Genomic DNA, 18,034 nt, shown 5'->3' on the forward strand with positions numbered 1-18,034 from the left:
CCTTCTACCTTTATACCTTCTACCTTAGTTAATCTAACGTAATATCTAAACCTAAACCGCGTAACTCATGCACCAATACATTAAATGATTCTGGTACACCAGGAGTTGGTAAGTTTTCACCTTTTACAATGGCTTCGTAAGTTTTTGCTCTTCCGATTACATCATCCGATTTAACGGTTAAGATTTCCTGAAGAATATTAGCTGCACCAAATGCCTCTAATGCCCAAACCTCCATCTCACCAAAACGCTGACCACCGAACTGGGCTTTACCACCCAATGGTTGTTGTGTAATTAATGAATATGGTCCGATTGAACGGGCGTGCATCTTATCATCAACCATGTGACCAAGTTTCAACATATAGATAATACCTACAGTTGTAGTCTGATCGAAACGATCACCCGTTAAACCATTGTATAAGTAAGTTTTTCCTGAAGCAGGAACTCCTGCTTTAGCGATCCACTCTTCAACCTCGTGGTGAGTAGCACCATCAAAAATAGGAGTTGCAAATTTAACGCCTAATTCCTGTCCTGCCCACGCTAAGATAGTTTCATAGATCTGACCAAGGTTCATACGTGAAGGTACACCCAATGGGTTCAACACAATATCAACCGGAGTACCATCCGCTAAGAAAGGCATATCTTCATCACGTACAATACGTGCAACAATACCTTTGTTACCGTGGCGACCCGCCATTTTATCACCTACTTTTAATTTACGTTTTTTAGCAACATAAACTTTTGCCATCTGTACGATTCCTGAAGGAAGCTCATCACCTACACTGATAGCAAATTTATCGCGTTTATAAGCTCCAAGTTCTTCGTTAACACGGATACCGTAGTTGTGAAGCAACATTTTAATCATCTCGTTCTTATCCTCATCAGTAGTCCATTTGTTAGGGCTAATGTGATTATAATCAAGTTCTGCTAAAATTTTCTGAGTAAACTTAGCGCCTTTAGCCACTAATAATTCTTTGTAGATATTGAATACACCCTGAGATGTTTTTCCATTTACAATAGTGAATAATTTGTCAACTAATTCTGCTTTTAATTTCTCAGTGATATTGTTATATCCTTTGTCTAATTTCTCAATTGCCGATTTCTCTTCAGCTTTTGTAGTTTTCTTAGCACGGCTGAATAATTTAGTATCAATTACCACACCCTGGATTGAAGGAGGAGTTTTTAAAGACGCATCTTTAACATCACCTGCTTTATCACCAAAGATTGCACGTAGTAATTTCTCTTCAGGTGAAGGATCAGACTCTCCTTTTGGAGTAATCTTACCAATTAAAATATCACCTTCTTTTACATCAGCACCAACGCGGATAATACCGTTTTCATCAAGGTCTTTGGTAGCCTCTTCTGAAACGTTAGGAATATCTGGTGTTAATTCCTCTTCTCCACGTTTAGTATCACGTACTTCTAATTCAAACTCTTCAATATGCAATGAAGTGAAAACGTCATCACGAACAATACGTTCGTTAATTACAATCGCATCCTCAAAGTTGAAACCTTGCCAAGGCATAAATGCCACTTTCAAGTTTCTACCTAAGGCCAATTCTCCGTTTTGAGTGGCATAACCCTCGCAAAGTACTTGTCCTTTAGTAACTTTCTGACCTTTTTTAACAATCGGTTTTAAGTTGATACAAGTATTCTGGTTGGTTTTCTTGAATTTGATTAAACGATACGTTTTACTATCCCCTTCAAATGAAACTAAACGATCATCTTCGTTACGCTCATATTTAATAGTGATTTCATTGGCATCTACATATTCAACAACACCGTTACCTTCAGCATTAATTAAAGTTCTTGAGTCACGAGCTACACGACCTTCTAAGCCGGTACCAACAATTGGAGCTTCAGGACGTAACAAAGGTACAGCCTGACGTTGCATGTTGGATCCCATTAGGGCCCTGTTCGCATCATCATGTTCTAAGAACGGGATTAATGAAGCAGCGATTGAAGTAATCTGGTTAGGTGCAACGTCCATTAAGTCTAATTTCTCAGGCTCAATAATCGGGAAGTCACCCTCGTAACGTGCTTTAACACGTGGCGTTGTAAACACACCTTTATCATCATACTCTGCGTTAGCCTGAGCGATGGTTTTACCATCTTCATCTTCAGCAGAAAGATAAATAACATCTGAATCTACAACTACTTTACCATCTTCAACACGTTTGTATGGTGTTTCAATGAAACCTAAATTGTTGATTTTTGCATGCACACAAAGTGATGAAATCAAACCAATGTTTGGTCCCTCTGGAGTTTCAATAGTACATAAACGACCATAGTGAGTATAGTGAACGTCACGTACTTCGAAACCAGCACGCTCACGTGATAAACCACCTGGACCTAAAGCCGATAAACGGCGTTTGTGTGTAATCTCTGCTAATGGATTGGTTTGATCCATGAACTGAGATAACTGGTTAGTACCAAAGAAAGAGTTGATAACTGATGATAACGTACGGGCGTTAATCAAATCAGTTGGTGTAAACACCTCGTTATCGCGAATGTTCATACGCTCACGGATTGTTCTGGCCATACGGGCCAAACCAACACCAAATTGTGCGTACAACTGCTCACCTACCGTACGTACACGACGGTTAGATAAGTGATCAATATCATCCACTTCTTCTTTTGAGTTGATCAATTTGATCAGGTATTTAACAATTGCAATAATATCTGCTTTTGTTAAAACTTTTACATCATCCGGCGTATTCATTTTCAATTTACGGTTGATGCGGTAACGACCAACATCTCCTAAATCGTAACGTTTATCTGAAAAGAATAAACGATCAATGATACCACGTGCAGTTTCCTCATCAGGTGGTTCTGCGTTACGCAAAGCACGATAGATGTTTTCAACAGCCTCTTTTTCAGAGTTTGATGTATCTTTTTGTAATGTATTATATATAATGGTATAATCGGCCTGGCTTGCACCATCTTCTTTAGATAAGATAATGGTTTTAACACCCGCTTCGATAACCATATCGATGTGGTCGTCTTCAAGAACAGTTTCTCTTTCAAGAATCACTTCATTACGATCGATAGAAACTACCTCACCAGTATCTTCATCTACGAAATCTTCAACCCATTTCTTTAATACTCTTGCAGCAAGTTTACGACCGATATATTTCTTTAAGCCTGATTTACTAACTTTTACTTCGTCAGCAAGATCAAATAACTCTAAGATATCCTTATCAGAATCGTAACCAATAGCACGTAATAAAGTGGTTACCGGGAATTTTTTCTTACGATCGATGTAAGCATACATCACGTTGTTAACGTCTGTAGCAAACTCAATCCATGAACCTTTGAAAGGAATAACACGTGCAGAATACAATTTGGTTCCGTTTGTGTGACGGCTTTGGCCGAAGAACACGCCTGGAGAACGGTGTAATTGCGAAACGATAACACGTTCTGCACCGTTGATCACAAATGTACCTTTTGGTGTCATGTAAGGAATAGTACCTAAGTACACATCCTGAATGATGGTTTCAAAATCTTCATGTTCAACATCATTACAAGAAAGCTTAAGCTTTGCTTTTAATGGAACATTGTACGTTAAACCACGTTCGATACACTCATGTATATCATAACGCGGAGGATCCACAAAATAATCAAGAAATTCTAAAACGAAGATATTTCTTGAATCTGTGATTGGAAAGTTTTCAGCAAACACTTTAAACAAACCTTCGCTTGAGCGATCGTCTGAAGTTGTATCTATCTGGAAAAACTCTCTGAATGATTGCAATTGCACATCCAGAAAATCCGGATAGTCTATAATGTGCTTACTCGTTGCAAAATTTACTCTTTGTTCGACTGTCTTTGCCAATGGACTAAAAGATTTTAGTTTAAGAATAAACTATTTGTTTGGCTTTGGTTATAGCATCTCATCAACCAAACAAAATGAGATGTTTATAAACAGGTAAAGACACCGACATTTTCAGTCGGTGTCTGATACTTTTTTAGCGAAGCTAAATTAAGTGATTACTTAATTTCAACTACTGCTCCAGCTTCTTCTAATTGTTTTTTAAGAGCTTCTGCTTCGTCTTTAGTAACACCAGCTTTTAATTCTTTTGGTGCTCCGTCAACTAAGTCTTTTGCTTCTTTCAAACCAAGGCCAGTTAGGTCTTTAACAAGTTTCACAACTGCTAATTTAGCGCCACCAGCTTCTTTTAAGATAACATCAAATGATGTTTTTTCTGCAGCAGCAGCAGGTGCATCACCACCAGCAGCAGGACCAGCAACTACAGCAGCAGCTGCAGGCTCGATACCATACTCGTCTTTTAAGATTTGAGCTAATTCATTAACTTCTTTAACTGTTAAGTTTACTAATTGCTCAGCAAACGCTTTTAAATCTGCCATTTTATTAAGATTTTAAAAATTTACGTAAAAATAATTTTGTTTAATTGCGAACTTAAGGTGTTCGTTAACCTTCTCTTTCTTGTAGAGTTTTAACAATTCCTGCAATTTTACCACCGCTTGATTTAAGGGCAGATACAACGTTTTTAGCTGGTGATTGTAATAATCCAATAATATCGCCAATAAGTTCTTCTCTTGATTTAAGACTTACTAAGTTATTCAATTGGTCATCGCCAACATAAACTGATGAATCTATGTATGCCGCTTTAAGCAATGGTTTTTCAGATGTTTTTCTCAAAGCTTTAATCAACTTAGCCGGAGCATTAGCTGTTTTTGAGAATAATAATGATGAAGAACCTTTTAGGGCTTCGTATATCTCAGAAGCATCGCCTTCTAAACCTTCAATCGCTTTGCGAATTAAAGAGTTTTTAGCAACCTTCATTACGATATCACCTTCAAAACATTTGCGACGGATGTTATTAATCTGCTCAACAGAAAGGCTTGAGGTATCAGCAATATAAAAATTGCCAAACTCTTGCATTTGTCCTTGTAGTTCTAAAACTACTTCGTTTTTTTCTTCTCTGTTCATGATTAAATCCCCGCTACTGATTTAGTTTCAATTGCAATCCCAGGACTCATTGTAGAAGACACGTGAATGCTTTTAAAATAAGTTCCTTTTGCAGCAGATGGTTTTAATTTAGAAATTACAGAGATAATCTCCATTGCATTTTCATAAATTTTATCTGCCGGGAATGATACTTTCCCTATTGAAGCGTGTATAATACCGCTTTTGTCTACTTTAAAATCAATTTTACCCGCTTTAACCTCAGTTACAGCTTTACCAACATCGTTAGTAACTGTACCTGATTTTGGATTCGGCATTAAGTTCCTTGGACCTAAAACACGGCCTAATTTACCTACCTTAGCCATACAAGCTGGTGTTGTGATAATAATGTCTACATCGGTCCAACCACCTTCAATTTTAGCCACATATTCGTCTAAACCTACGAAGTCTGCGCCAGCTGCTTTTGCTTCTTCTTCCTTATCAGGAGTTACCAAAGCTAAAACACGTACAGTTTTACCTGTTCCGTGTGGTAAAGTAGCAATACCACGCACCATTTGATTGGCTTTACGTGGATCTACACCTAATGAAACATCAATATCTACTGATGCATCAAATTTAGTTGTAGTGATTTCTTTTACCAAAGCAGCAGCATCTTTCAAAGTATAAGCTTTGCCAGCTTCTAATTTAGCATGTGCCTTTTTTTGATTTTTAGTTAATTTCGCCACTGTTGTAAACTGTTTTTTAATTAATTGTTCCAGGGTGCGTCACCAGAAACGGTGATTCCCATACTGCGTGCTGTACCGGCAACCATACTCATTGCAGATTCGATTGTAAATGCATTTAAATCAGGCATTTTATCTTCAGCAATAACTTTAATCTGGTCCCAGGTCACCGATCCAACTTTTTTACGGTTAGGCTCAGCAGAACCACTCTGTAATTTAGTAGCATCTTTTAACTGGATAGCTACAGGAGGGGTTTTGATGATGAAATCGAATGACTTATCAGCATAAACAGTAATTACAACTGGCAATACTTTACCTGCTTTATCTTGGGTACGAGCGTTGTACTGTTTGCAAAACTCCATAATGTTAACACCCTTAGCACCTAATGCAGGTCCTACTGGTGGCGATGGATTTGCCGCTCCGCCTTTGATCTGTAATTTGATCATTGCACTGACTTCTTTTGCCATTTTGTGTTTTTTGTTTATTTAAAACTCAATGTTAAATATTGGAAGCATGTAACATTTAAATTCCTTTCAGTTTCTACAAAACCAAAAGGACTGCAAAGATATGGATAATCTTGCACTACCACAATAGATTGGAGAAAATATATTTTATTATTCACCACTTAATTTTAAATGGAATATATATCTTCTTCGATTGGTCAGAAATTGATGAGGTTATTTTGAATTTAAAATATTTACAATCTGTTTTACTTCTTGCTCTATCTCTTTGTATGGCAATACGGCTGAACCCACTGGTTTAGAAATCGATTTGACTATTTTTTTCTCATTTATATAATACCGGGTTTCGATTGTACTTTTAACTTTAAAATCTTTCTGGTACATAGGTTTATCGTAAAAAATTTCTCTTTTATATAAAAAGAACAATCCCTTTTCATTAAAGTAATAATCAACCTCAGCCTTTCCCATTTCACCATAATAAATACAATGTACCTTTTTCAGCGTACCTTTATCATAATAACCGGTTACATCCCCCCCTTCAGCCGACATTTCGAATGTTTCCTTGTGCTTCTTTTTATAAAATTTTAAACGCGAATTGATATTTACAAAATCAGTCTGTATCTTTTTTATAATATTAGGTGTATCAATTACGGCTTTGCTTAAGTTATTATTACCCGTGCAATTTCCATTATTAAGGCCTAAAAAGCATACAAATAGGATCAGAATTACTTTCATATCTATTTTTTATTTTGTAAATCCCTAATACTCTGACCAAAAGTCATTTGAAAATGCGGGTAATCTTTAAAGCCCTTCCAGGTGCCACCCCATTCGAAACCCAGGTCCTCACCTATTTTAACAACCTCTTTAGGTAAAATTGTCCAAACAGCCTGTCCCTTCTCTATCATTACAACATCCATCGCTAAAGCATAGTTATGATAACTGGTGCCTCCCTTAGCCTTGGTTACAATAGCGCCAGGCGTAGTCCTGCCTTGATTGTACAAAGCATTTTGTTCAGCAATAGTCCTTAATGCCTGCACAATCCTCAACTGTATCCCTAATTCTTCTTCAACGGTATTAATAAATGCTCTTGCCGGATTTTGTAATCTTTTATCCAATGTCAGAATCCGTTTATTTGTAACCTCATCCCAGGTTGGCCGTAAATGATTTGGAAGACCGTTTTCGATTAGCAAAAGCAGGTTATTGGTTTTCTTATTGTATTTCACCTTCTTCCTTTTGTCCCAAAAAAAAGTTGGATCAAGTATGTAATAATCAATGTCTATACCACCTTTAATGGATATTTTTTTGACCTCATAATTTTTATGAATAGCATCAATGACTAAAGGGATTGATCCGGGTGAAAACGACACACTATATGTATATTGTGATAACCTAAACGGATCGTAAAAAGAAAATAAAATCCCTGCATTTCTTTTTTCTTTTAAAGAATATTCCATTGTTAGCGTTATTTAATGATTTAATACTAAACCTTTTAGATCTCAATAAATAGTTGGTATATTTTAAAACGCAACAATAAATGTGCCATTAGTCAATCCTTAATTATGTACGGAATTAAGGATTTTTTTTTAGAAAAACCTGCGGCAAAAAAAAATCCGCGTAATGTTCAAAATTATTTGAATCACTACGCGGATTTTAATATATCTTAAAAATAATTTCTTATTCTTTTTCTACTTGCATATAGTTAAGTTCAAGAGGGGTTTTACGACCAAAGATTTTAACCATTACTTTTAATTTTTTCTTCTCTTCGTTTACCTCTTCAATAATACCTGAGAAACCGTTGAAAGGACCATCCATTACTTTAATGTTCTCTCCAACATAATAAGGAACATTCATGGTTTCGCCTTGCTCACTCATTTCATCAACCTTACCTAATATACGGTTAACTTCTGCCTGGCGCATTGGAATTGGATTACCAGCCTTATCGCCTAAAAATCCAATAACACTGTTTATCCCTTTAATGATGTGTTCTAACTCACCATCTAACGTGGCTTCAATTAAAACATATCCTGGATAATAGTTACGCTCTTTTGCAATTTTTTTTCCATCTCTCATCTGATAATATTTTTCCATAGGGATTAATACCTGCGGAACCAGATGAGAAAAACCTAAACGGCTAATCTCAGCATCAATATACTGTTTAACTTTCTTTTCTTTACCGCTAACAGCCCTTACCACATACCATTTTAGATCGCTCATTATCAGTAAAATTAATTAGAAAGTGATTTATAAAAAGTATCTAATACAAATGTAGAGCCTTTATCCATTGCAAAAATAACTAATGCAATAATTAAAGAAGCCACTAAAACAAGAATTGCTGAACTTTGAAGCTCTCCCCAGGTAGGCCATGTAACCTTCTGAGTCATTTCATCGTATGATTCTTTTATAAATTGAACTACTTTAGCCATATTTATTATAATGATTAAATGATTGAGTTAGTGAGTGAGAGCATGTAAAATACATCCAATCATTAAAACATCCACTAATTCAATCATTATTTTTGGCACGGGAACAAGGATTCGAACCCTGATCAAAGGTTTTGGAGACCTCTATTCTACCGTTGAACTATTCCCGTAATTAGAAAGCAAAGTGTTTAAGCGTGCTCAAACACTTTGCTTTTCTTATTTTTTCTTAAGCTCCGAATAATCGGATTTAAGATTTATTTTACAATTTCAGTTACCTGACCAGCACCTACTGTTCTACCACCCTCACGGATTGCGAAACGTAGACCTTTTTCCATTGCGATTGCGTTGATCAATTTCACAGAAATTGTAACGTTATCACCTGGCATTACCATCTCAGTACCTTCAGCTAATGAAATCTCACCAGTTACATCTGTAGTACGGAAATAGAATTGAGGACGGTATTTGTTGAAGAATGGAGTGTGACGACCACCTTCTGCTTTTGATAATACATAGATCTCAGCTTTGAAATCAGTGTGAGGAGTTACTGAACCTGGTTTACAGATTACCATACCACGACGGATATCAGTTTTCTCAATACCACGTAATAATAAACCTACGTTATCACCAGCTTCACCATAATCTAAGATCTTACGGAACATCTCAACACCAGTAACTGTAGATTTTAAGTTCTCAGCACCCATACCTAAGATTTCAACTGGATCTCCAGAGTTGATTACACCACGCTCGATACGACCAGTTGCAACAGTACCACGACCAGTGATCGAGAATACATCTTCAACAGGCATTAAGAATGGAAGCTCAGTTAGACGTGGAGGAATTGGAATGTAGCTATCAACAGCATCCATTAATTCCATAATTTTTCCAACCCATTTAGCATCACCGTTCAAACCACCTAAAGCAGAACCTTGAATAACAGGAATATCATCACCAGGGAAATCGTAGAACGATAATAATTCACGAACTTCCATTTCTACTAATTCTAATAATTCTGGATCATCAACCATATCCACTTTATTCATGAATACAACTAATGAAGGAACACCAACCTGACGAGCCAATAAGATGTGCTCACGAGTTTGTGGCATTGGACCATCAGTAGCAGCAACAACGATAATAGCACCATCCATTTGAGCCGCACCTGTAACCATGTTTTTAACATAATCCGCGTGACCTGGACAATCTACGTGTGCGTAGTGACGGTTTGCAGTTGAATACTCAACGTGCGCAGTATTAATTGTAATACCTCTTTCTTTTTCCTCTGGAGCAGAGTCAATTGAATCGAATGAACGTGCCTCAGATAAACCTGCATCAGCTAAAACTTTTGTAATAGCTGCTGTTAAAGTTGTTTTACCGTGATCGACGTGACCGATGGTACCGATGTTTAAGTGCGGTTTACTACGGTCAAATTTTTCTTTTGCCATTTTATTTATAACTAATTAGTAGGTTAACTTTTTATTATTTTTTTATTTATTGTTTTGATGCAATGCAACACAAAAAACTTTGTCTACCCTGCATATTAAACAGATTTAACAAAGCTTTATTATCCTGAGCCAACTATGGGAATTGAACCCATGACCTCTTCCTTACCAAGGAAGTGCTCTACCGCTGAGCTAAGTCGGCTTTTAGTTTTCAGTTCCAGCCTTTCAGTTTTCAGTAAACTTCCAACCGATACTTTAAACTGCCCACTTTAATTTTAGAGCGGAAGACGAGGTTCGAACTCGCGACCTATAGCTTGGAAGGCTATCGCTCTACCAACTGAGCTACTTCCGCTTTTTAAAACTAATGATTGATTTGAATGAAAGAATGAGAGATGTATTCTATCATTAAAACATTTGGTCATTCATTTATTTAAAGTGTGGGGAGAGAAGGATTCGAACCTTCGAAATCTTGCGATAACAGAGTTACAGTCTGTCCCATTTGGCCGCTCTGGAATCTCCCCAACTTATTTTAAAATGTTAACAATTAAAATAAAGAGCCTCCTATCGGAATCGAACCAATGACCTACTGATTACAAGTCAGTTGCTCTACCAGCTGAGCTAAGGAGGCTTTTAAATTTGCTGCAATGATACGAAAAAACTTCTTTTTTTATACCATTAACGTGTTTTTTTAAATTTTTATCTTTTCACAGAACTTATCCTTTTCTTCTTTGCTTAACGCCGTTTCCGAAAGGGAATGCAAATATACACACTTATATTTCTATTCAAAATAAATTTGAAAAAAAATGAAAGGAATTTATTCTCTCCAATAGAGATTGTTTTATTTCAGAAAATACTCGCTTAATAATCAGATATTTCTGAATGGTTTTTAAAGGGCATTATTTTTAATATTTTTTTTAGTTTTTTTTCAAAAGGTTAAAATCAGAAGCTTTAAGCGCATTAATTTTTCTTAAACCTGAAGAAAAATAATCCAAAATAAGTTTCAATTTTTATCATCTGACTTATTTTTTCTAAAATCCGCTCTATTTTTTTTTGAAAAAATAGTTGAAAAAAAGTTTAGAAATAAAAAAAATCGACCGGATACCGGTCGATTTTATGAAAATATTTAATGTGAATTAAAAATCCGATACTTCGCTTTCGCTTAAAATGGCTTTATGTTCACTTAATTTTGCACGTGTTTTATCTTTGTGCTTCGTTATTTGCTTTCTTAAAGATTCAATTGCCAGGTCTGTGGCTTCTTCAAATGATTTACATTGTTCTTTAGCGAATAGTGTTCCACCCGGCACAATTAACTTAATCTCGCTAATCTTATTGGCTTCGTTATCTACATTCTCCAATTTTAAATACACTTCTCCGCTTATGATCTGATCAAAAAACTGATCAAGCTTATTTGCTTTCTTCTGTATAAAATCTAACAACTTACTGTCTGCGTTGAAATGGATTGACTGAACTCCGATTTTCATTTTTCCTCCTTTTTTTATGCCTTTGGATGGGCTTGTTTATAAATTGTTTTTAATCTTTCAATTGAGTTGTGCGTATAAACCTGGGTGGCCGCTAAACTTGCATGCCCTAAAAGTTCCTTAATCGCATTAAGGTCTGCCCCTGCATTAAGTAAACTGGTGGCATAACTGTGACGTAATACGTGCGGACTTTTTTTATCATTTGTGGTGATATGGTTTAGGTACGTTGTAACAATACGGTATATTAATTTCGGATATGCCGCTGTTCCTGTATTGGTAACGATTAAGTTAAGCAATTTGTTATTAAAGTTTTGCAACTTTTTTAAATCAATATAGGTATTTACCTGATTGATAAGCTGTTTATTTACGGGTATAATCCGTTCTTTATTTCTTTTACCCAAAACTTTAATCGTTCCGTTATATAAATCTATATCTGTATCCTTTAATTGAATCAATTCAGTTAAACGAATCCCGGTCCCGAAAAGCATTTCAATTACCAAATGATCGCGAAGAGATGCAAAACTATCATCAAAATAAAGATTAGCATCCAGTAAGTGATTTAATTTATGGTCTTCAACAAAAACAGGCAAACGCTTAGCAACCTTGGGTGCTTTGATTAAAAGCATAGGGTTTTGGGTAGTTTTTCCTTCCCGCAGTAAGAATTTATAAAAACTGCGCAGTGTAGATATTTTTCTGTTGATGGAAGATTCGGAAGTTTTCTGCTCCATCAAATTAACCATAAAACTTCTAACGTGTGTATGTTTAATTTCGAGGAAACCCAATTCAAAGGCTGTACTTATAAAAGCTTCAAATTGATTAAGGTCTGTTTGATAGGAAACAATTGTATGTTGAGAATAACGTTTCTCGTGTGATAAATAGGTTAGGAAACTGTTTAGCAACATTCAAATGTAATTTAGCCCTGCATTGATATGAAGTTACAAATAGTTTTGATAGAATGAAATTCTAAGATTTTTTATGACAAAAAAAATGCCTCCGGGAAAAATCCTGGAGGCATTTAATAATTTATATAGTCAACAACTATACAGTTGTGTCTTGATTCATGTTCTGAATGTAAACAGCATGTTTAATTTCTGTACGGCGAGCAACGGATTTTTTCTCGTATGCTTGGCGACTACGTAATTCTCTCAATACTCCTGTTTTTTCAAACTTTTTCTTGAAACGTTTTAGGGCTTTATCTAATGATTCGCCGTCTTTAATGTTGATAATGATCATAACGCTGAAATACCTCCTCTCGTGTTTTTTTAAATACTCCCTCTTATCGGGGATGCAAATGTAAGTAAATTATTGAAAATGAGAAAGGTTTTTTCGCGAATTTTATAAAAAACATTATCCGCTTATCTGTGTTAGTTATTGATTCTAAAAACATAACTTAGTTTAACAAAAGAAAAACATATGACACCAGGAAAAAAAATAATCACCATTATTATTGTTATAGCCATATTAATATTAGGTGGCTTAGCTTATTACCGATATTTCTTCGTTTTTGGTGAAGGGGTAAAGGCCGGCGAATTAAATTATGTGGTAAAGAAAGGCTATATGTTTAAAACCTATGAAGGTAAGCTTATCCAAAGTGGGGTTAAATCGCGGCAAACAGGTACTTTACAAAATAATGAATTCGAATTTTCGATAGCCAATAAAGACATTGCCGATAAAATGATGGCCAATAGTGGCAAATTTTATGAACTTCATTATAAAGAATATAAAAACACATTACCCTGGAGAGGATTTAGCGTTTATGTAGTCGATAGTATTGTTTCGTCTAAAGACGTACCACAGTAACAATAGCGGAATGTTTTGAATGAGGGGATATTTGATCAATAATTCTCTCATTCAAATTCTATCCTTTTGCGATCAAGCATTTACTCTTTTTTTCTGGGTACTTTTGCCCCTTCTTTTCTCGCTTCTGATAAACCAATTGCAATTGCCTGCTTTTTGGAGGTTACTTTTTTACCTGATCCGCTTTTAAGTTTACCCTCTTTCATTTCATGCATGGTTTTTTCTACTTTTTCGCCTGCTTTTTCTGAATACTTTGCCATATTATTAGGTATTAATTACTCAACAAGAACAATGCGAAACAGAGATTGGTTTAAAAAAAAGGGCAAAAAAAATCCGGAGGCGTATCATCGTCCGGATTACTCATAGTATATTTGGTTATTTGTTATGCTTCGACCCTATTAAATAGGGTCTTATATTTTTAGTTAAGGATTTCCCTTGCAATTACAATCTTTTGGATTTCGGATGTACCCTCTCCTATTGTACATAATTTACTATCGCGATAAAATTTCTCCACTGGAAAATCTTTGGTATATCCATAACCTCCAAAAATCTGCACCGCTTCAGTTGATACCCTCACCGCTACTTCAGAGGCAAAATATTTAGCCATAGCAGATTCTTTGGTCATAGGTAAATGTCTGTTTTTTAAATCTGCAGCTTGACGAATCAATAACTCTGAAGCTTCAATTTCAGTAGCCATATCGGCCAGTTTAAAACTAATCGCCTGAAAACTCGAAATTGGCTGTCCAAACTGATGACGTTGTTTAGAATATTCAACCGCAGCATCAAAAGCACCTTTAGCTATCCCTAATGATAAGGCAGCAATGGAAATTCTTCCTCCATCTAAAACCTTCATCGCTTGCTTAAAGCCTTCGCCTACATTGCCCAAAATATTTGCTTTAGGGACACGGCAATTATCAAAAATCATTTCAGTGGTTTCTGAAGCACGCATGCCTAATTTATTTTCTTTTTTACCTGCTGAAAAACCTGGGGTACCTCTTTCTACAACAATAGCTGAAATTCCTTTCGAGCTTCCGCTTTCTCCTGTACGCACCATTACTACGGCAACATCGCCGGTTTTACCGTGGGTAATCCAGTTTTTTGCACCGTTTAATATATAATCGTCACCATCTTCAACAGCAGTGGTCATCATACGCAAGGCGTCAGATCCAGTATTCGCTTCTGTTAAACCCCATGCACCAATCCATTCGGCTGTAGCCAATTTTGGCAACCATCTTTGTTTTTGTTCTTCGTTACCAAAGGCTAAAATATGTCCGGTACAAAGCGAATTATGTGCAGCAACCGACAAACCTATTGAACCACAAACTCTGGCAATTTCCACAATAACATCAACATATTCCTGATAACCCAAACCTGAGCCACCATAATTTTCAGGTACCAAAACCCCCATTAAGCCTAAATTGCCTAACTGTTTAAATAACTCTACAGGGAAATGTTGTGATTCATCCCATTCCATAATATTCGGACGGATATTTTTTTCTGCAAAATCACGAACCATAGCCCTAACACTTTGCTGGGTTTCTGTTTCTGAAAAGTTAAAACTAACGCTCATTAATATTTATATTTTATACTGGTTTTCGGCAATTATAAACATTTATTTGATAGTTACTTATAGTTAAAAAAACACCTGTTTGTAGAATGAAATGGTATTTGGTTCAATTAGTTTACACCCGATTTTTAAAGGCTGTAAATGAGCTTAAAAAGTTTTTTCAATTTTTTAAGCTTTTTATTGTTAGCCCGATGGCAGAATCAAAAAAAAGAAGAGAATTAAAATTATATTTCGCTTAAGAGCCTTGTTATTTTAAACAAAATCTGAAGTTTTAAACAAAACAATTACATCATTCTGAATGATGCACATATTTTAGAATGTAATATAGCGGCTAATTTTTTCTATAACCTGCGGAGTTAGAATGCCAATTTTATTTAAATCTGCAATTCCCGAATATTTGCCATGTTGTTTACGGTACTGTATAATGGCATTCATTTGTTTATAAGTAAGGTATGGGTTACTTTTCAAGTCATCAAATGCTGCAGTATTGATATTTATAATCTTAAACTTGCCTTCGCTCAATGTAATCTGCCCTTTTATTTCGTTGTACTTAACAGAGTCGATGCCATAAACTTCCATTAATTGTTCTTTTTTATAAAAGCCGCCTAAACGTTCCCGGTATTTTAAAATCCGTGCCGCAAATGCAGGCCCAATTCCTTTTATCTCATCCAACTGGGCAGAATCAGCTAAATTAACATCTACGATAGTCAATGACTTTTTGATAAATTCTTTTTTCTGTGGCTGAAGTTCTCTTTTCGGATAAGTATTTACCAGATTTTCAATCTGTACATAAGGCAAAAGCCGCTCGTACATTTGAGGAGATATGGTGTACATTTTCTGCAAATCTTCTGCTTTATAAAATTTGCCTCCCTTATTTCTATAGTTAACAATCGATTCTGCCTGTTTTACCGATAAACCTAACGCCTGCCAGCCCGCGGCATCTATGCGGTTGGGGTCGAAGTTGAAAAGTTTTCCTGTCTTTTTATGCTGAGTTTCTATGCGTTTATTCGGCGTATAACGAAAAGCTTCTTCATTTGTGGTTTCTATTTTTTGGATTTGAACCAAAAGATTAGGCTCATCTTTTTCAACAGGCTTTAAATAACCATATATAAAAGGTATCAATTTTAAAATTACCAGGATTGAAATTAACAACACCAGTCCATTGAACTCACTTTTACTAAAACCGAAGTATTTATTAAGCCAAGTTCTCATCGATACATGTTATGACATTTATATTTGAATATAAATCTTATTTTTGGGATTGCAAAACAGAGATGCTTTGCAAAATGCAACAACCTAATAATTTTTATATGAAGATCATTACTACCTCTGAATTTGCGAAGGCGACGAAGATAGATAAACTGGGTGTTCCGGGATTGGCCGGCTTGATGATGGAAATCATGAAGCTGAATGATATTAATGATGTATTCTCTCAAAACCAGCACTTTAAAGGTTTAGAGTTTGTAGATAAAATACTGGAAACCATTGGCGTTTCTATCGATTTTGATGAGGATGATTTAAACAGTATCCCTAAAACAGGGCCATTTATTGCTATTGCAAACCACCCCTATGGCGGTGTTGAAGGTTTGGCTTTGGTTAAACTTTTATGTACCGTTAGGCCAGATGCTAAGGTAATGGTTAACTTTATTTTGAAGAAAATACCCAATCTGGATGAATTTTTTGTTGCCGTTAACCCTTTCGAAAACGTACAGCACTCATCAAGTATCAGCGGTTTAAAAACTACTTTCGATTTATTAAGAAACGGAATTCCGATCGGAATTTTTCCGGCTGGCGAGGTTTCTACCTTTAAACTCGATGCCCAGCAGGTAACCGATAGAATGTGGCATCCGGTTGTGGGCAAACTTATTGCCAAGGCTAAAGTACCTGTTGTACCCATTTATTTCCATGGCAACAACGGCGTTTTCTTTAACATTTTAAGCTTTATACATCCTACTTTGCGTACGGCAAAACTGCCCTCAGAATTTTTAAATAAACATGGACGTACCATTAAGGTTAGGGTAGGAAAACCAATTGCTGTTTCTGAAATATCACACATGAACAGCAGCAATAAGTTAATGGACTTTTTAAGGGCCCGTACTTATGCCCTGGGCGTGGGTTTGGATACAGAAAAGAAACTATTTAATCCATTAAAACTATTTAAAATTAAGAAAAAACCTGCTGAAATTATTGAGGAAACATCAAGAAACTTAATTAAGGACGAGGTGGAGACCCTGGAAGATTTTAAAGTGTGGACAGAGAAGAACTATGAAGTTTATATTGTTCCAACACTAAAAATTCCTAACATTTTAAGAGAAATTGGTCGTTTACGCGAAATTACTTTCAGAGAGGTTGGCGAAGGAACCAATAAAAAAATAGATTTAGATAATTACGATATTTATTACAGCCATTTATTTATTTGGGATCGGGATTTAGAAAATATTGTTGGGGCTTACAGAATTGGCAAGGGTGATGAAATTTTAGAAAGTATGGGCAGCCGCGGCTTCTATCTTTCTGAATTGTTTAAAATGAAAGACCAGTTTTACCCAATGTTAAAACAGGGTATTGAATTGGGCAGATCCTGGATTAGAAAAGAATACCAGGGCAAACCACTTCCTTTGTTTTTACTCTGGAAAGGAATTTTAAAGTACCTGATTGATAACCCGCAATACCGTTATATGTTTGGTCCGGTAAGCATTAGCAATAACTTTTCTAAATTTAGTAAGGCTTTAATTGTGGATTACATTACCAAAAACCATTTTGATTATGAAATGGCTAAATACGTAAAACCAAAAAATAAATTCAAAGCCGATTTGCTCCCCATCTCTACTGATACTTTAGTGGATAGCAGCGATTCTTTTAAAGATTTAGATAGCTTAATCGGTGATATTGAAAATTCACACATTAAAGTTCCGGTGTTACTAAGACAGTACATGAATTTGAACGCAAAAATCATTTCTTTTAATATAGATCCTAAATTTTCGGATTGTCTGGATGGCTTCCTTGTGGTGGATACACATAATATCCCACCTGAGATGCTGGAAAAACTTGGTAAGAATCTCTAATTATTTTTAAATAAAAAAACCCGGACATCCATCCGGGTTTTTTATTATCAACTAACCTAAACTTTATAAATACTAACCAAATATTTATACTGCAAAAGTAAAACCGACATGTTAAGTATCTGTTATGTGAAGGTTATTTATTGATTATTTAACCTAAGCCT

18 protein-coding genes and 5 tRNA genes are annotated in these 18,034 nt (G+C 35.7%); 2 read left to right on the forward strand and 21 right to left on the reverse strand.

The window, feature by feature from the left end; all coding sequences use genetic code 11:
• Window positions 1–28: 28 nt before the first annotated feature.
• From rpoB to rpsU, 18 genes are all read right to left on the reverse strand, one after another.
• Entirely contained in the window at window positions 29–3,832 is a 3,804-nt protein-coding gene (gene rpoB / locus R2Q77_RS11655) for a DNA-directed RNA polymerase subunit beta (protein WP_316803913.1), read from the reverse strand.
• Between the two features lie 155 nt (window positions 3,833–3,987).
• Window positions 3,988–4,365 (reverse strand): 50S ribosomal protein L7/L12, encoded by a 378-nt coding sequence (gene rplL / locus R2Q77_RS11660; protein ID WP_316803914.1) that lies wholly within the window; start codon window positions 4,363–4,365, stop codon window positions 3,988–3,990.
• Between the two features lie 64 nt (window positions 4,366–4,429).
• On the reverse strand, window positions 4,430–4,951 hold the full coding sequence (gene rplJ, locus R2Q77_RS11665; RefSeq protein WP_131539011.1) for a 50S ribosomal protein L10: 522 nt from the start codon (window positions 4,949–4,951) through the stop codon (window positions 4,430–4,432).
• 2 nt (window positions 4,952–4,953) lie between these two features.
• Window positions 4,954–5,652, reverse strand: coding sequence for a 50S ribosomal protein L1 (gene rplA, locus R2Q77_RS11670; RefSeq protein ID WP_316803915.1), 699 nt, complete (start codon window positions 5,650–5,652; stop codon window positions 4,954–4,956).
• Window positions 5,653–5,672: 20 nt separating this feature from the next.
• Window positions 5,673–6,116, reverse strand: a complete 444-nt coding sequence (gene rplK, locus R2Q77_RS11675; RefSeq protein WP_010601094.1) for a 50S ribosomal protein L11 — start codon at window positions 6,114–6,116, stop codon at window positions 5,673–5,675.
• Window positions 6,117–6,326: 210 nt separating this feature from the next.
• Window positions 6,327–6,845, reverse strand: a complete 519-nt coding sequence (locus tag R2Q77_RS11680) for a hypothetical protein (RefSeq protein WP_316803916.1) — start codon at window positions 6,843–6,845, stop codon at window positions 6,327–6,329.
• Between the two features lie 2 nt (window positions 6,846–6,847).
• Complete coding sequence (locus R2Q77_RS11685) at window positions 6,848–7,564, reverse strand: M15 family metallopeptidase (protein WP_316803917.1); 717 nt, start codon at window positions 7,562–7,564, stop codon at window positions 6,848–6,850.
• Window positions 7,565–7,784: 220 nt separating this feature from the next.
• A complete protein-coding gene (gene nusG, locus R2Q77_RS11690) occupies window positions 7,785–8,324 on the reverse strand; it encodes a transcription termination/antitermination protein NusG (RefSeq protein WP_131539009.1) in 540 nt (179 codons plus the stop codon).
• Between the two features lie 11 nt (window positions 8,325–8,335).
• On the reverse strand, window positions 8,336–8,533 hold the full coding sequence (gene secE, locus R2Q77_RS11695; RefSeq protein ID WP_131539008.1) for a preprotein translocase subunit SecE: 198 nt from the start codon (window positions 8,531–8,533) through the stop codon (window positions 8,336–8,338).
• 93 nt (window positions 8,534–8,626) lie between these two features.
• Window positions 8,627–8,700, reverse strand: a tRNA-Trp gene (locus tag R2Q77_RS11700).
• Between the two features lie 84 nt (window positions 8,701–8,784).
• Entirely contained in the window at window positions 8,785–9,972 is a 1,188-nt protein-coding gene (gene tuf, locus R2Q77_RS11705) for an elongation factor Tu (RefSeq protein ID WP_123205454.1), read from the reverse strand.
• A 127-nt stretch (window positions 9,973–10,099) separates the two neighbouring features.
• Window positions 10,100–10,171, reverse strand: a tRNA-Thr gene (locus R2Q77_RS11710).
• A gap of 77 nt (window positions 10,172–10,248) precedes the next feature.
• Window positions 10,249–10,321, reverse strand: a tRNA-Gly gene (locus R2Q77_RS11715).
• A gap of 86 nt (window positions 10,322–10,407) precedes the next feature.
• Window positions 10,408–10,490, reverse strand: a tRNA-Tyr gene (locus R2Q77_RS11720).
• A 34-nt stretch (window positions 10,491–10,524) separates the two neighbouring features.
• Window positions 10,525–10,597: transfer RNA gene (locus R2Q77_RS11725), tRNA-Thr, on the reverse strand.
• Window positions 10,598–11,102: 505 nt separating this feature from the next.
• Window positions 11,103–11,450 (reverse strand): ribosome hibernation-promoting factor, HPF/YfiA family, encoded by a 348-nt coding sequence (gene hpf, locus R2Q77_RS11730; RefSeq protein ID WP_131539006.1) that lies wholly within the window; start codon window positions 11,448–11,450, stop codon window positions 11,103–11,105.
• A 14-nt stretch (window positions 11,451–11,464) separates the two neighbouring features.
• Window positions 11,465–12,349 carry a tyrosine-type recombinase/integrase gene (locus R2Q77_RS11735; protein WP_316803918.1) on the reverse strand — a complete coding sequence of 295 codons (885 nt, stop codon included), beginning with the start codon at window positions 12,347–12,349 and terminating at the stop codon, window positions 11,465–11,467.
• Window positions 12,350–12,485: 136 nt separating this feature from the next.
• Window positions 12,486–12,680 (reverse strand): 30S ribosomal protein S21, encoded by a 195-nt coding sequence (gene rpsU, locus R2Q77_RS11740; protein ID WP_056871296.1) that lies wholly within the window; start codon window positions 12,678–12,680, stop codon window positions 12,486–12,488.
• 180 nt (window positions 12,681–12,860) lie between these two features.
• On the opposite strand from rpsU, the gene R2Q77_RS11745 reads away from it, so the two are divergent.
• Complete coding sequence (locus R2Q77_RS11745; protein ID WP_316803919.1) at window positions 12,861–13,247, forward strand: hypothetical protein; 387 nt, start codon at window positions 12,861–12,863, stop codon at window positions 13,245–13,247.
• Window positions 13,248–13,327: 80 nt separating this feature from the next.
• Here the strand turns inward: R2Q77_RS11745 and R2Q77_RS11750 are convergent, their stop codons facing one another.
• From R2Q77_RS11750 to R2Q77_RS11760, 3 genes are all read right to left on the reverse strand, one after another.
• Window positions 13,328–13,504: a DUF6496 domain-containing protein gene (locus R2Q77_RS11750; protein WP_316803920.1), complete on the reverse strand. Its 177-nt coding sequence runs from the start codon at window positions 13,502–13,504 to the stop codon at window positions 13,328–13,330.
• 158 nt (window positions 13,505–13,662) lie between these two features.
• Window positions 13,663–14,814, reverse strand: a complete 1,152-nt coding sequence (locus tag R2Q77_RS11755; RefSeq protein WP_316803921.1) for an acyl-CoA dehydrogenase — start codon at window positions 14,812–14,814, stop codon at window positions 13,663–13,665.
• A gap of 309 nt (window positions 14,815–15,123) precedes the next feature.
• Window positions 15,124–16,023 carry a helix-hairpin-helix domain-containing protein gene (locus R2Q77_RS11760; protein WP_316803922.1) on the reverse strand — a complete coding sequence of 300 codons (900 nt, stop codon included), beginning with the start codon at window positions 16,021–16,023 and terminating at the stop codon, window positions 15,124–15,126.
• A 98-nt stretch (window positions 16,024–16,121) separates the two neighbouring features.
• On the opposite strand from R2Q77_RS11760, the gene R2Q77_RS11765 reads away from it, so the two are divergent.
• Window positions 16,122–17,873 (forward strand): lysophospholipid acyltransferase family protein, encoded by a 1,752-nt coding sequence (locus R2Q77_RS11765; protein WP_316803923.1) that lies wholly within the window; start codon window positions 16,122–16,124, stop codon window positions 17,871–17,873.
• The last annotated feature ends 161 nt before the right edge of the window (window positions 17,874–18,034 follow it).

It is taken from the genome of Pedobacter nototheniae (assembly GCF_032678625.1).
In the GTDB taxonomy this organism is placed as follows: domain Bacteria; phylum Bacteroidota; class Bacteroidia; order Sphingobacteriales; family Sphingobacteriaceae; genus Pedobacter; species Pedobacter nototheniae_A.

What these genes read in the sequence shown, in the direction of transcription:
- R2Q77_RS11735 (WP_316803918.1), bottom strand. Translation starts at nt 12,349, where the DNA reads ATGTTGCTAAACAGTTTCCTAACCTATTTATCACACGAGAAACGTTAT.
- tuf (WP_123205454.1), bottom strand. Translation starts at nt 9,972, where the DNA reads ATGGCAAAAGAAAAATTTGACCGTAGTAAACCGCACTTAAACATCGGT.
- secE (WP_131539008.1), bottom strand. Translation starts at nt 8,533, where the DNA reads ATGGCTAAAGTAGTTCAATTTATAAAAGAATCATACGATGAAATGACT.
- R2Q77_RS11760 (WP_316803922.1), bottom strand. Translation starts at nt 16,023, where the DNA reads ATGAGAACTTGGCTTAATAAATACTTCGGTTTTAGTAAAAGTGAGTTC.
- rplL (WP_316803914.1), bottom strand. Translation starts at nt 4,365, where the DNA reads ATGGCAGATTTAAAAGCGTTTGCTGAGCAATTAGTAAACTTAACAGTT.
- rplJ (WP_131539011.1), bottom strand. Translation starts at nt 4,951, where the DNA reads ATGAACAGAGAAGAAAAAAACGAAGTAGTTTTAGAACTACAAGGACAA.
- R2Q77_RS11680 (WP_316803916.1), bottom strand. Translation starts at nt 6,845, where the DNA reads ATGAAAGTAATTCTGATCCTATTTGTATGCTTTTTAGGCCTTAATAAT.
- R2Q77_RS11745 (WP_316803919.1), top strand. Translation starts at nt 12,861, where the DNA reads ATGACACCAGGAAAAAAAATAATCACCATTATTATTGTTATAGCCATA.
- R2Q77_RS11685 (WP_316803917.1), bottom strand. Translation starts at nt 7,564, where the DNA reads ATGGAATATTCTTTAAAAGAAAAAAGAAATGCAGGGATTTTATTTTCT.
- hpf (WP_131539006.1), bottom strand. Translation starts at nt 11,450, where the DNA reads ATGAAAATCGGAGTTCAGTCAATCCATTTCAACGCAGACAGTAAGTTG.
- R2Q77_RS11755 (WP_316803921.1), bottom strand. Translation starts at nt 14,814, where the DNA reads ATGAGCGTTAGTTTTAACTTTTCAGAAACAGAAACCCAGCAAAGTGTT.
- rpsU (WP_056871296.1), bottom strand. Translation starts at nt 12,680, where the DNA reads ATGATCATTATCAACATTAAAGACGGCGAATCATTAGATAAAGCCCTA.
- rplK (WP_010601094.1), bottom strand. Translation starts at nt 6,116, where the DNA reads ATGGCAAAAGAAGTCAGTGCAATGATCAAATTACAGATCAAAGGCGGA.
- R2Q77_RS11765 (WP_316803923.1), top strand. Translation starts at nt 16,122, where the DNA reads ATGAAGATCATTACTACCTCTGAATTTGCGAAGGCGACGAAGATAGAT.
- nusG (WP_131539009.1), bottom strand. Translation starts at nt 8,324, where the DNA reads ATGAGCGATCTAAAATGGTATGTGGTAAGGGCTGTTAGCGGTAAAGAA.
- R2Q77_RS11750 (WP_316803920.1), bottom strand. Translation starts at nt 13,504, where the DNA reads ATGGCAAAGTATTCAGAAAAAGCAGGCGAAAAAGTAGAAAAAACCATG.